Below are 12,824 nucleotides of genomic sequence, written 5' to 3'. Positions count from 1 at the left end.
ACATGTAGCCAAATAAAAAGATATATTTGACACTACTTTAACTAATAATTGTACCGTAAAAGCATTACATTTAATAATAATGTTTATATTTGCATCGTAAACTAAAACATTACGACTATGAACTTAAGAATTAAAGACGTTATTAAAGAAAAGGGCATGACTATAACAGAGCTTGCCGATAAGATGGGTATTAACAGGGTTAATCTTTCAAATATGGTTAACGGAAATCCTACTGTTGAAACATTGAACAAAATTGCCGATGCCTTATGTGTACCTGTTACCGAACTCTTCGAGCAACCCAAGAAAGATACAGTTTCCATCACCTGCCCCAACTGCGGTAAAAATATCAATATCAAGGTAGAATAACAGCCTACCGGATTGATTCTAGTAGGGAGTGATGCCATGCGTATTACTCCTTTTTTCATTGTCTCCATCTCGTTATAATTCAATGGTTGTAACCTGTTGGTATATCGTGGAGGCTCTTATTATCTCTAATGGTGTGCCGGTCACTTCTATTGCTGTGTACTCTTCGTATTCGAATACATTATGCTTTATTCCTTCTATCTTTAGCAAGGTAGCAATATCTTCTACTTGCTTGCTCTCGTGGAGCTTGTAAACCTTTGTTTCTGTCATAGTGTATATTTTATGATGGGGTCGTTATTTCACTGACCCCACCGGGTTAATAATCAATCACCACAATACGAGCCACACCCGTAGCCCATTGCACGGCTAATACGGTTTTGATACTCATTGTAAGAGATACCCTCTTTGCGTGCTGCTATCTCGCCTTTCATGCGTTCCGCTTTGGCTTCCGCTTCTCTTCTGATCCGGTCGGCTTCGATTTGTGCACGAAGAAGAACCGAACTAATGGCGGCTTGCTCGTTCTCTTCACGTACCTTTGCTTCACGTGCTTTTGTCTCCGCTTCGATTGTCTGGCGTTCTTCGGCTACTTTAACCTCAAATTTTGCCATGCTCCAAGATTTACGGAGTGCATCGGCGAATGTTGGGTACTTTGCACGGGCGTTCGTAAATAGTGCCCAAGCTCTCTTCATTATTTTGCTTAAATCGTAACGTGCCATATCTTTATAACTTTTATTGTTATTATTACAGCGCAAATATAACTCTTAATATCATAACCACAATTATCTAAATGAAAAATAATGATGCTTTAAACTATATTTAACTATGAGATATAACTTTTGAGTTATTTATTCCTATATTTGCACATAAATTGAATTATAACTTAAAATGTCATTATCATGAGAATAAAAGAAGTATGTAAAGAAAAAGGCATCACAGTGAGCCAACTTGCGGAAAAGATGGGTATTAAGCAAGAAAGTTTAAGCCGGGCTATCAATGGAAATCCAACGCTTGAAACACTGGAAAGGATTGCCAATGCTTTAGAGGTTGATATTACAGAGCTGTTTGCACCTTCTTCTTCCGGTGGTATTATTGGAGTAATCCGCATAAGAGATACCAATTACAATATAAATAGCGTATCGGACTTGTCCCGGTTGCTGGATAGAATAGAAAGCGGAGAAATCGTTTTATAATATCAAAGTAGAATAAATATGAAAAACGGAGAAATAGTAATATACAAATCGGAAGACGGACATATTAAGGTTGATGTTTTGTTTGAAGGAGAAACGGTTTGGTTAACCCAAGCGCAAATATGCGAGTTGTTTGGAAAATCTAAATCAACCATTAGTGAGCATATTAAAAATATTTTTGAGGAAGGAGAATTGAATATTGATTCAGTAGTTCGGAATTTCCGAACAACTGCATCTGATGGAAAAGAATATGATACCAACTATTACAACCTTGATGTAATTATATCTGTTGGTTATCGTGTTAAATCCCATCAAGGTACACAGTTCCGTATTTGGGCAACGCAACGACTACGGGAATATATCATTAAAGGATTTACATTAAACGATGAGCGATTTACTTCCGGTTCTTCCATGAACTATTTTAAAGAACTTTTAGATAGAATCAGACAGATAAGGCTATCAGAGCGGGTTTTCTATCAACAGGTGAAGGATATTTACGCTACAAGTATAGATTATGATCCGTCCGATGAGATGACATTGACATTTTATAAGGAAGTACAAAATAAACTTCTTTGGGCTGTAAGCGGGAAAACGGCCGCAGAACTCATATACTATCGTTCTAATGCTACGCTACCCATGATGGGGCTTACTTCCACTTCAAAACCGGGAAAAGTAACGAAGGCTGATGTACTTATTGGCAAAAACTATTTGAATGAAGAAGAAATAGGCGTGTTGAAGTTGATAGTAGAACAATATCTAGCTTATGCGGAAACACAAGCTTTACAACACAAGCCAATGTATATGAAAGATTGGATAGATAAATTAAGAATGGTATTAACTATGAACGAAAAAACAATCTTAGAATGTGCAGGTACCATATCCCATGAACTGGCGGTTAAAAAAGTAGGTCAAGAGTATGCCCAATACAAGGAAGCCCAAAAAAGATTAGAGCATTTGAATAGCATTAAAGAATTAGATGAGGATATAAAGAAAATCGCTCATAAAAAGAAACCATCAAAGTAGAATAGTCATGAATGAAGATTTAAAACTGTTGTTAGATAAAGCTGACACACTCAAAGGGGAGTTATCCGCTTTACGTCCATTACCGGAAGATGCGCTGCAAAAGATACAGGATGCCTTGGATATAGAATATACTTACGAAAGTAACCGGATCGAAGGTAATACCCTTACATTACAGGAAACCGCATTAGTAGTAAATGAAGGAGTTACCATATCCGGCAAGTCTATGCGTGAACATCTGGAGGCTATCAATCATAGCGAGGCTATTGATTATATCAAAGATATAGCGAAGAAGGATATAGAGATAAGTGAACGTACTATCAAAGAAATACACGCTCTTATCTTGCACGGAATAGACCGTGAAAATGCCGGGAAATACCGTACCGTTCCCGTTATGATTTCCGGTAGTACCCACATGCCGCCTCAGCCTTATTTGATACAGAAACAAATGGAGGATTTTATGATAAAGTTCCGGCAGATGGAAGAAGAAAAAGTACATCCGGTACTTATAGCCGCATATCTTCACGACGAACTTGTACGTATTCATCCGTTTATTGATGGAAACGGGCGAACGTCACGTTTATTGATGAATCTTTATCTTTTACGGAATGGGTATACATTGGTTACTTTAAAAGGCAGCAATGAGGATAAAATAAGCTATTATAAGGCACTGGAAGGATCTCACACAGAGAATAAGCCGGAAGCCTTTCAAAAGCTTGTTGTTGAGGCCGAAATAGCCTCTTTACAAAGATATTTATCTATAATGCAATAGGGTATGAATACAAATGAAATAGATAAGTTGAGCCTTGCAAAAGCTCATGCTTTGTTTGAGACTGGAGATATAGACCGTATCGAGGTAGGAACCGTAAAAGGATTGTGTGACATACACCGCTATCTGTTTGAGGGATTGTATAGCTTTGCCGGAAAGATACGTACTTTGAATATAGCAAAGGGGAACTTTCGTTTTGCCAACTGCATGTATCTTGATGTGATGCTCCCGGTAATAGAAAAGATGCCGGAAACGACATTTGAGGAAATCGTTGCTAAATATGTGGAGATGAATATCGCTCATCCGTTTATGGAAGGTAACGGTCGTACTATGCGCATTTGGCTTGATATGATTCTGAAAAAACGTCTTGGCATGGTGATTGATTGGCAGAATGTGGATAAGGTTCTCTATTTGCAAGCTATGGAAAGAAGCCCGATTAATGATCTGGAACTGCGAACTTTGTTACATCAAAGATTAACCAACCGAGTAGATGATAGAGAAGTTATATTCAAGGGTATTACACAATCGTACTATTACGAAGGTTATGAGCCTCAGTAGGGACTAAATAAGAGATTTGATAAAGAGAACGCCCGTACATGGTTTGCTGACCTGTGCGGGCGTTTTTATATCTACTTCCTTGATGTTTTTTTGTTCACCATCATGTTTTTGGGTGGGAGCATCGTCAATTTTTAATTGATGATGTAACCTTAAGAAATAGTTATTAATAATATAGTTATAAAAATATAGTTATTAATGAGGAACGTGCATAGGTACGCACATAGGTACATGCATAGGTATGTACTTATTTAAGAGGTACATTTTTAACATCTATTTATTGTTTCGTTTTTGAATAAGAAAAACAGTTCTTTACCTTTGCAATTATAAAACAGAAAGAGGACACCACATCGTCACGATGGAATGTCCTCTTGTTAATACCGAAACAAAGATATGAATAAAAATCCTTTTATCCTAATACCTCTATCGCTATTGAGAGGTATGATCTACGAAAAAGAAGCAATCAATGATATGTATGATATTGGAATCTTTTGTACGTCTCGAAAGATTGACATAATAGAAAGTAATGCTCTCAAAGACTTTGTTTATTGTATCTATAGATCAATAGAGGAACTACCCGATAAACTAGTACAGGAATACGATAAAATGGATGAATTCCCTTATGATGAAGATTATAACGGCTTCGAAAATGAGAACTTTGCCCCAGAGTTAGAGATTGAATACCTGAATGATTATAGTAAAGAGAATCCATCATTTTACGACCAGGTTTTAGAATGGTATAGAGTACGCCAAGTATTTTATATGTTGAACTTGAAAACGAATACAGTGAAATATACACTTAATACTGTAGAAAAGTATAAAATGAGGTATGATTTAGGCAAATGCTCTTTTGTTCTATTGAACGGGGAAGTTATGAGTAATCTCTATAAGCTAAAAGATACCATGACGGCAGATGATCGTGCAATGTGGGCTATGTACATGGGTATTTTATCTATAATTGGAGATAAGGATTTCGCCCAAACAACATCGGAAATGATAAAATGTAGGATGTTTGGAGCGATAAACCAGAAGGAACTGGAGTTGTTACTAAAGGATGAGACTTTAAAAAGGGTATATGATAAATATACTACCAAACGTCAATATAATAAGCTGTTAAATATAATTCAAGATCGTAATATGATGACAGAAATAGGATTAAATAGAAGAACTTACGTAAGTACTAAGATGAAAAATGTAGATGAACTGGTAGATGCAATATCGGCGAAAAGAATTGATTCGGAACGAAAGCGAGTGCGAGATGAAGAAAAGGCTAATGCTAGAAAGAAGTATTATTCTTTATTCCAGGACAATAAGAAACTAAAGATAGGCTAATTTCGCATTGTATTTTACTTGTAGAATTCTGCAAATGAAAAGTACTATAATATTAAATATCAATAATTTAAGTAATTCTTATTTAAGGTGCTGTTAGGTTGCTGTTGAATAAAAAGCCCCGTTCCGGTGATTATTGGGACGGGGCTTCATTGTCTTAATTAAACGGTCTCGCTTCACAGCGGTACACTATCTTTAGAAAGTAGCTGCGGAAAGTTCTTTAGATATACGTTCCACTGCCACCCGTATCTTATCGTATTGCTTTTGTCCGGCTGTTGTCACACCGGAAGTATATTGCCTCATCAATGAAGCGTTAATACCCGCCAGCTCCGCAACCTTAGTAACATTCAAGAATGAGAAATAGTTGAAAAAGGATTGCATATCATATTTGTAGATAAATTCCAGTTCCGGCACTTCCTTGCCTTCTTCTGTCTGCATCTCCTTTATTTCCTCATACGCTTTCAACATATCCTCTTTGGCAGCTTCTACCGTATCTCCATATCCAGCCAAACCAAAGCCGGACAAATCTTCCTCAACAAAGCATGAGTAATACCCATCGCTTGCCTTTTCCATGATTACAGTTACTTTCATATCCATTGCTTTAAAAATAGGAGTACGGCAATATACCGTACCCCATTGCCTCAACATTTACAGCCTTTTAGGTATGAAGCGCAAAAGGTTGGGGGATTATTCCCCCAAAAGAACCTTTCTTGCTTTACGTTCCATTCCGGTAGGTACTTCTTGTTTGCCGTGCCTTGACAAAGCAAATTTGTTTCCCGTTTTAGGGCTATACCAAATATCATGGTTTGCCCCATGCCTGAGAACGTAACAACCTGCTGCGGTAAGTTCCGCAAAAAACTGATTGTACTTCATAATTTAAAAGACCGTTTGTTTAAGACGGTACAAATATAGCGTTTTTGCTATAAACCACCAAATAAAAACATAACTTTTTTGCTATATTTTTATTTAGATGCTTATCTGGTTATATGTGTAAACGTCGGATGAGTGGGCTATCTTGAAATCACAATCTGTGATATCAAGTTGGGGTAGTACTCGCAAACTTCCTTTTGCATTTACTGAACAGGTTTTAGCTGTGTTTTCCGGTATCTGCCCACAATTTTGTGGAGACATCAATCCGCTTTTGATATAATCCGCTAATTTTATATCTTTGCCGTATCAAATAGTATTTTAGTCGTCGAGATGACGAAAACAACCAAAGGTATTGCCCTTTGTTTTTGAAGGGCTAATCATTCATACAATATTTATATTATTTGACCGTTCCGTCGTGACGATGTGACGAGTAATAAGGAAGCAATACTTTGTGTGTTGCTCCTTTTTATGTGGGCGGAAATCTCCGCTTAGCTTGATAATCAAGTAACAAGGTTAACGTGCCAAAATTTCGACCAGTTACTTTTCACTCATAGGGAGAATCCCCGATGTATAATTTAGGGTGTGATAATCAGCCGTTAGGAATATTCTCCTAACGGTTAACGGGCTCAAATCTAAGCTGGTTACTTTTCATCAATGCAAATATGGTTTGAGCGCATATTTAAAACGTAACTCACAATTACCTTTAAAAGTTCGATTTCAGCACCTTTGTTGAGGCTTCCAATGTTACTGATAATACGCCCGTTTAGCCTTTATATTTGCCGAAATCTCGATTTTACTTGTGTATTACTCAATAGACGAAAACCCGTCAGAGCGAAACATTTTGTTTTAGCCGATGATATCCACTAAACGGACAGGTAGTTTAAGTAGGTGAGGGAAATTTTTCCCTGACTTCACACATTTTTTACGTCAATCAAATTTTCGATCGATGTACCCCAGCGCAAAGGGTATTAGTTAAACTATGCCCCCATTCGGTTTGGGGCGTCGGCAAAATAACGCCCCTTTATCTAACTTACTGATTTTCAGATTTAACAAATTATGAAGCCTGAAATTCAATAAGTTGTAAGCAAATAGGCGAAATTCCGGGTATTTAAAATGTGTGCTCAAGCCATATTTAAAGGTGGGAATAATCGCCTTTTATATTATTCTGATTATCTATTTATTAGTTAAATAAAAAGTGCCTAAACTTTATCCGCTCAGACACAAAAAAACGGTGACTTTAGGAAGTACCGCTTTTTTATGATATCCGTCAACTATGACACTTTCAATTTTAATGAAATAATTTTCGATTGGAAATTAAACACCTCCTCTACAACATCCAATGGTATTTTACAGAGTCTTGATATTTGTTCGTTTTCATATCCAACGCTTTCGGTGATTAGGCTATATGCTTTTTTTATAACAATTGGTTCATCAAGAAACACGTCATAAGGTTCAGTCTTTAGCCATGCTCTACGACTCAGTTCATTCCGAAGCATAATATACTTGACATCGTCTATTTGCCCTAAGGTTTTAGCCCTATATATGATTGAAGCCATAGATGTTAGCCAATATGCTTTAAGAGTAGGAAGATTACTGAATTTTATATTCATAAGTGAACCTTTTATGCCTTGCGAAGGCATAATAAACTCTGCAGCAAAACGATTTGCTTCTTTTTCCTTATTACGGACTTCTGGTATAAAAAAGTCATAACATTGATGCATAATTATATGTCCAAGTTCATGAGCCAAGCTAAACCTTTTTCTATCATTACTCATATTCTTATTAAGAATAATAAGATGATTCCCTCTGTCAGTTATCAAAGAAACACCATCGAATTCGTCACATTCGCAATCCCAGAAAAATATGGGTATACCATTTCTTTCCAAGAAATTACATATATTTTCTATTGGTGCAATGCCAAGAGAAAACTGTCTACGCACATACAAAGCTATTTCTTCGGGAGTCGTTCCAGAATCAACATCGATATATTTAAATTTAAAATCTGGGAAATCAACAAATTCAGCCATCCAATCAAAGCAATATGCTGAAAGTGAAATAAACCGGTCTATTTTATCCCTATCTTGAGCCTTTACACTTGCTTTTTTTCGATAGTGCTTGCAGTCCACATTATTTACAATCTTTAAATCAAGAAAACCAAAAGGAAAATTCAGAACGGACATAATCCGCTCAAGAAGATCGTCAGATAGCGTTCCAAGTCCTTTTTCATAATTAGATAAGTTGGACTGTGATAAACCGGGAACCTTTGCGGCAAGACCAGTTTGTGTAAATCTTCTATATTGGCGTGCAAAAGCCAGTTGCAAATTTCTCATGATCTAAATTATATTTATAAATTAACAAACAAGTGGCGCTCCTTGTTTGCTACTCCGCTTTCTTTTTCTCGTCTTTTTGCTCCTTGAGTTTGACATCCACACTGTCAGCAAGAGTCCCATGAGAAGCAGGCTTGCTTATTATGTCATTTTTGTCAATAATCCATATTGGCGCATTATCATAATAAACAATTCTAGGGTTTACTATTTGCCCATCTTTATCTTTGGTGTATCCGAATATCAAAATTGCATCCTCTTTGAAAGAATCATCTTCAAACAAAGGCTGCTGCAATTGGCTGACAATTGATTCGGATAGCAAAGTTGGTATATAAGAAGGTTTCCCATTCTTATTTAGCTTCTTTATTAGCATTGATAAACCTTCCCAACGAAATATGATTCTACCATATTTCCCAGCACTCCATCTGTCAGGAAAATGCAGAATGAAACTTTCCGTCAATTTAGCATTAAGCAATACCGAGTTTAGTCGTACTCTCGCTTCAGGAATAGTCTGATTTATTTCAATATTGTATTTGTCAATGCCGTCCCAATAGGCCTGGAACAAATCTTGATGATACTCATCAAGTAGCGAAAGAGCCTCTTCTTTGCTTATTCGCTTTCTTTTTTCGATTTTATTTTCTATTTTTGCAGTCATAAAAATGAATTTATTTAAGTGGTGCGCCACTTGCAATTGGTCTTTATTGCAGTAAAGACCTTTTGTTTGCCGCAAAGATATATAATTTCATTGAATTTCTGTATATAGAATAGACGTTTTTTTGTATTTTGTTTAGTAGTACCTCCAATAAGTCAAAGAATGATTACCAAAGTTTAGAGGTTCGGGTAACCTCATTTCTGTTCTTTAATGAGATAAATTTATTTAGATCAACTGCGGATGGGGTGAATTTCATTTTCAACCGATGTTAGTTTTCCGCATTTTTGCCTTAAAACTTGCTGCGCAGCTTTGCGAAATTGCAAAGGTCCTGTTTTTCATAATTCTATGAATAACCAAGTTATTGCCTAAAATGGCAAAAAGTATGACTATCAAGTTTTCAACAATTTTGGCGAAAAACCTAAAAAACGGCAGACCAGCAAATGAATATAAGCTTACCGGAACTTGCTTGCCCAAAAAGGCAAAGGTAATAACGCCATTTTGGGCGGTATTAATAGGGCCAGGACGAATGCGTTTCATCTTGGCCGTTCCCCGAGAATGAGGAGCGAGAAGGCATATTTAACCTGCCGAGTTTTGCGTATGTAGATTTTCCTTTGAACTATCCTTGACTATATTCTCAATAAAAAAGCCTGTATAGGGCGTAAAAAAGGGGTTCCAAAAGTGGAAACCCCGAACGACTGGTAACGGTTGCGTATAGCTTCATACGCTCTTTATTTAGATTTGTTCAAAATTAAACATTATACCCGACAGTGGCAAATGGTTTGCTTTAAAACGTCCGTTTTACTATTGTTTACTACTTAAGTAAAGCCGGGCAGGGAATCAATAAAGCATCCCTGCCCGGTATTGGTTATACAATCTTAGTGTCAGGAGATGCTATCTAATGTTTTCAGCATTTTTATAGCATCTTCCCGAAGAATCTCAATCAATCCCGCATCCGGGTGTTCATACATAATTGTCTTAGTCTTTAGCGGGATAGTACGACGTAGGTGTTTTGCTAGCTCTTCCCCTTCAGCGTATGAAACAGGAATAAAATCTTTATCGGTACAAAGCCCTAATCCTATACCTACATCTTCTACTCTGTAATTTTTAATGTTCATTGCCTGGTCCTGATTTTGTTAGTAATCATACAATCTTTGCCAGTGCGGAAATGAGTTTTTCCAGTTCTTCCCCTTCAATGGAAAAGCCGGGTTCCTCTCCGCTATCTTCCCTTGCTTGTCTGGCCTCATCGCTTTCATTAATGGTGATAACTGCGAGGTTGGCCGGTGTTTCGTCCGGGTTTATTCCTCCGTATACCGTGATTTTGTCTACGAAAGATTCGGCTTTAAGGTCTATTCCTGATTTTGGCAGTTCTTCACTACCTAACTTTAGCAACTGAATCCCCAGTTTACGGGCTTCTTCCGCATTTAGGTGTACGGTGTTCTCTTCTGTTATGGATTCCCCGTTTACTGTTTTAGTGATAAGGACCTCGTTGTTATCACCTCTTCTCACATAAAGATGTTTTTCACTGTCTTTTCTTACTCCAAAAAATACATTCTGTTTCATGATTTTAAAAATTAAATTGGTTAATAATTTATTTAGCTGAGCAATGCTCTATTAATTGCCTTTATTTGGTATTCTGTTTGCGTTTAAACGACTTTCTCCGCAAAGACGGATATCTTATTATTCCGCAAAAGAAAAAGGCTTAAATCGCTTCATTTGGACTGAATATATTTTATCTGTCAAATTTCGGTAGTTCACTCTCTTCTTACTTTACATTCAAAACCTAGGTTTCTTAATTCATTCATCCGGTATTCTTGTAAAGGTCTGGGCTTTTCTTCCGGCCTTTTCACTTCGATAAACGATGCTTTCCCGTTCTTTAGGCATAGCAGGTCAGGAATACCCGGTTTATTCGTCAGAATCAATTTAACCACATAATAACCTTCTGCCTCTAACCGTTTGATGATGCGAGCCTGTATTTTACTTTCTAGTTCTGCCATAGTACGAAAGTGTAAAGTCTTGCTTTCCGTGTACCGCTTCCAATATCTTGTTTTCAATCCCGCAGTCAGAGCAAAGAAAGTAAACATCTGCCGGGCTGGTGCGCTCTTTTGAAACTAGGCGGTTCTTGCCTTGCTCGTATGATAGATAACTAAATTCGAGATTAAAGAAAATCAAAGCATCTGCTGTATCAAGTCTCACACCTTCACGTGCTCGGCGAACTTGCGATATAAAGACTTTATTTGATGAGGCTTGAAACTCTTCCGGGCTGTCCGTCCAGTTCGGGAAAACAGACTGTAATAACTCCGCTTCGGACTGGTACACGTAAAACAATGCAATTTTTCGGTCTTTAAAATAGCCCTTCACAAAATCCGCCTTACTGCTGTCAAATATCAAATGCTCGCCATTCTCGGAAATTACACTCCCGGAAGATAGTTGATGTAATTTAGTCAAAAGCTTTGCCGGTGAATCTCCTAGAACAGTATAGCCGTTGATGTCTACAACCAAATCGTTTTGTAATCTCCTGATATATTCTCCGGTCCTGTCTTCCAACTGTACCTGCAATATGTGCTCGTTGATATTCACCTCAAATCCCGCCTGTTCCTGGGAGTAAGAGATAAACAGGTTTCTAATATCATTGTCTATCTTTGGTTTGTTGGTGCATGAGTAGTCGTTTATGAGATACCCGTTTACTCTCTTCTGCCGTGTGTATACGTACTCTTTCGCCCATTTATAGAAACTTTTATAGCTTTTCCACGGTGATTTGCTGCATACCCAGAATTGGTGATACAGCTGTGAGTAGCTTTCGGGTGAAGGTGTGCCGGACAAATAAAGCACGGGCAAACCTTCGCAAATGGTCCTTATCTCCTGTGTACGCTTGCTTGGCTTGGGATATGCTCCCAGTGAATGGGCCTCATCAATTATCACAAGGTCGTACTTTCCTGTCACCTTGTGGCTGCTTTCAAAATTGACAACTTCCAGCTTAAAAGATGGTTGTAATGCGATATAGTCGTTTTTTACGCTGGGGATGGCTTTTAGCTTGGTGATGAATAAAACACTTTTTACGTTGAATTTATCAGCGGCATATAAAGCCGTGAGCGTTTTCCCTGTCCGGCATTCCATCGATAGGTAACAGCATCCGAAAGCTGTTAGTTTATTGGCCGCTTGGATAGCTATGTTATTTTGATATTCTCTTAGTTTCATATATTTTTCTTTGTTTTGAACATGAATGAAGGAATATACTTCCCTATGTTTTCATTGATGATTTGCTGTCTTTTCCTGTACTTCTGTATTTTTTTACCGTAGAGTGTTATTTTCCCCCGGTATAATGGTTTCCCGTACTTCTTGCGAGGATCATCCAACTTGCCTAACTTGCGGAAGAATATATTTTGCTTATTTTCCATTTGGATGCTATAGACGTGATTAAATGCGTACCGGCTTGCTATAATATTCCCGTCTAAAAATAGTTTTCGACATTTGCGCCTTGTGCATGGACAAACAAAATACCACACATAGCCCTGTCCTAAATTACTGGGCTCTTTTCTTAACTCTATCTTCTCCTGTTTTTTCTTCCCATTATACTCCCATAGAAAGACGCATATTTGTTTCTCTAGCGAAAAAACGATAGTGTATTGTACTCCATTAGCTGTAAAACTTGCCGATCCTTCAGAAAGCCTGAACAGCTCTTTTAGGTCTGATAGTGCAATGTGCGGATTATGATCTATTATTGTTTTCATCTTTCTCAATCTACTAAATACTTAGAC

18 protein-coding genes are annotated in these 12,824 nt (G+C 37.4%); 6 read left to right on the top strand and 12 right to left on the bottom strand.

The features are described 5' to 3' along the window. Positions 1-117 precede the first annotated feature (117 nt). Positions 118-366, top strand: coding sequence for a helix-turn-helix domain-containing protein (locus A4V03_RS12220; RefSeq protein ID WP_065539092.1), 249 nt, complete (start codon positions 118-120; stop codon positions 364-366). Between the two features lie 72 nt (positions 367-438). Here A4V03_RS12220 and A4V03_RS12215 read toward each other — a convergent pair whose 3' ends face one another. Beyond that, positions 439-633: a 2-C-methyl-D-erythritol 4-phosphate cytidylyltransferase gene (locus tag A4V03_RS12215; RefSeq protein WP_065539091.1), complete on the bottom strand. Its 195-nt coding sequence runs from the start codon at positions 631-633 to the stop codon at positions 439-441. Between the two features lie 53 nt (positions 634-686). Continuing rightward, a complete protein-coding gene (locus A4V03_RS12210) occupies positions 687-1,079 on the bottom strand; it encodes an SPFH domain-containing protein (protein ID WP_162223488.1) in 393 nt (130 codons plus the stop codon). A gap of 180 nt (positions 1,080-1,259) precedes the next feature. On the opposite strand from A4V03_RS12210, the gene A4V03_RS12205 reads away from it, so the two are divergent. The 5 genes from A4V03_RS12205 to A4V03_RS12185 all read left to right on the top strand — a co-directional run bounded on the left by A4V03_RS12205 (position 1,260) and on the right by A4V03_RS12185 (position 5,226). Beyond that, complete coding sequence (locus A4V03_RS12205) at positions 1,260-1,553, top strand: helix-turn-helix domain-containing protein (RefSeq protein WP_008774737.1); 294 nt, start codon at positions 1,260-1,262, stop codon at positions 1,551-1,553. A gap of 18 nt (positions 1,554-1,571) precedes the next feature. Beyond that, complete coding sequence (gene rhuM, locus A4V03_RS12200) at positions 1,572-2,573, top strand: RhuM family protein (protein WP_065539089.1); 1,002 nt, start codon at positions 1,572-1,574, stop codon at positions 2,571-2,573. Between the two features lie 7 nt (positions 2,574-2,580). Next, complete coding sequence (locus tag A4V03_RS12195) at positions 2,581-3,342, top strand: Fic family protein (RefSeq protein WP_065539088.1); 762 nt, start codon at positions 2,581-2,583, stop codon at positions 3,340-3,342. A gap of 3 nt (positions 3,343-3,345) precedes the next feature. After that, positions 3,346-3,897 carry a protein adenylyltransferase Fic gene (gene fic / locus A4V03_RS12190; RefSeq protein WP_065539087.1) on the top strand — a complete coding sequence of 184 codons (552 nt, stop codon included), beginning with the start codon at positions 3,346-3,348 and terminating at the stop codon, positions 3,895-3,897. Positions 3,898-4,287: 390 nt separating this feature from the next. Beyond that, on the top strand, positions 4,288-5,226 hold the full coding sequence (locus tag A4V03_RS12185) for a hypothetical protein (protein ID WP_141243593.1): 939 nt from the start codon (positions 4,288-4,290) through the stop codon (positions 5,224-5,226). Positions 5,227-5,418: 192 nt separating this feature from the next. On the opposite strand, the gene A4V03_RS12180 is transcribed toward A4V03_RS12185, so the two are convergent. The 10 genes from A4V03_RS12180 to A4V03_RS12135 form a co-directional block, all read right to left on the bottom strand. Further along, positions 5,419-5,814 (bottom strand): type II toxin-antitoxin system HicB family antitoxin, encoded by a 396-nt coding sequence (locus tag A4V03_RS12180; protein ID WP_236588635.1) that lies wholly within the window; start codon positions 5,812-5,814, stop codon positions 5,419-5,421. Positions 5,815-5,910: 96 nt separating this feature from the next. Beyond that, positions 5,911-6,096 carry a type II toxin-antitoxin system HicA family toxin gene (locus tag A4V03_RS12175; RefSeq protein ID WP_005652458.1) on the bottom strand — a complete coding sequence of 62 codons (186 nt, stop codon included), beginning with the start codon at positions 6,094-6,096 and terminating at the stop codon, positions 5,911-5,913. Positions 6,097-7,364: 1,268 nt separating this feature from the next. Beyond that, the gene (locus A4V03_RS12170) at positions 7,365-8,423 is read right to left on the bottom strand and encodes a helix-turn-helix domain-containing protein (protein ID WP_065539084.1); all 1,059 of its coding nucleotides are present in this window, start codon (positions 8,421-8,423) and stop codon (positions 7,365-7,367) included. A 49-nt stretch (positions 8,424-8,472) separates the two neighbouring features. Next, the gene (locus A4V03_RS12165; RefSeq protein ID WP_065539083.1) at positions 8,473-9,072 is read right to left on the bottom strand and encodes a hypothetical protein; all 600 of its coding nucleotides are present in this window, start codon (positions 9,070-9,072) and stop codon (positions 8,473-8,475) included. Between the two features lie 255 nt (positions 9,073-9,327). Beyond that, entirely contained in the window at positions 9,328-9,606 is a 279-nt protein-coding gene (locus tag A4V03_RS12160; RefSeq protein WP_065539082.1) for a hypothetical protein, read from the bottom strand. 344 nt (positions 9,607-9,950) lie between these two features. After that, complete coding sequence (locus A4V03_RS12155; RefSeq protein WP_024988073.1) at positions 9,951-10,184, bottom strand: hypothetical protein; 234 nt, start codon at positions 10,182-10,184, stop codon at positions 9,951-9,953. Between the two features lie 25 nt (positions 10,185-10,209). After that, entirely contained in the window at positions 10,210-10,629 is a 420-nt protein-coding gene (locus tag A4V03_RS12150) for a hypothetical protein (protein WP_065539081.1), read from the bottom strand. A 191-nt stretch (positions 10,630-10,820) separates the two neighbouring features. Next, positions 10,821-11,063, bottom strand: coding sequence for a VRR-NUC domain-containing protein (locus tag A4V03_RS12145; RefSeq protein ID WP_024988075.1), 243 nt, complete (start codon positions 11,061-11,063; stop codon positions 10,821-10,823). Then, complete coding sequence (locus tag A4V03_RS12140) at positions 11,044-12,264, bottom strand: DEAD/DEAH box helicase (RefSeq protein WP_065539080.1); 1,221 nt, start codon at positions 12,262-12,264, stop codon at positions 11,044-11,046. Before A4V03_RS12140 ends, A4V03_RS12145 begins: the two co-directional genes overlap by 20 nt. Continuing rightward, a complete protein-coding gene (locus tag A4V03_RS12135; RefSeq protein ID WP_065539079.1) occupies positions 12,261-12,797 on the bottom strand; it encodes a hypothetical protein in 537 nt (178 codons plus the stop codon). Before A4V03_RS12135 ends, A4V03_RS12140 begins: the two co-directional genes overlap by 4 nt. Positions 12,798-12,824 lie beyond the last annotated feature (27 nt).

Origin of the sequence: Bacteroides caecimuris, assembly GCF_001688725.2 — a bacterium.
Lineage (GTDB): Bacteria > Bacteroidota > Bacteroidia > Bacteroidales > Bacteroidaceae > Bacteroides > Bacteroides caecimuris.
The sequence above is the reverse complement of the archived record's forward strand: the minus strand, read 5'-3'. Positions and strand labels throughout refer to the sequence as shown.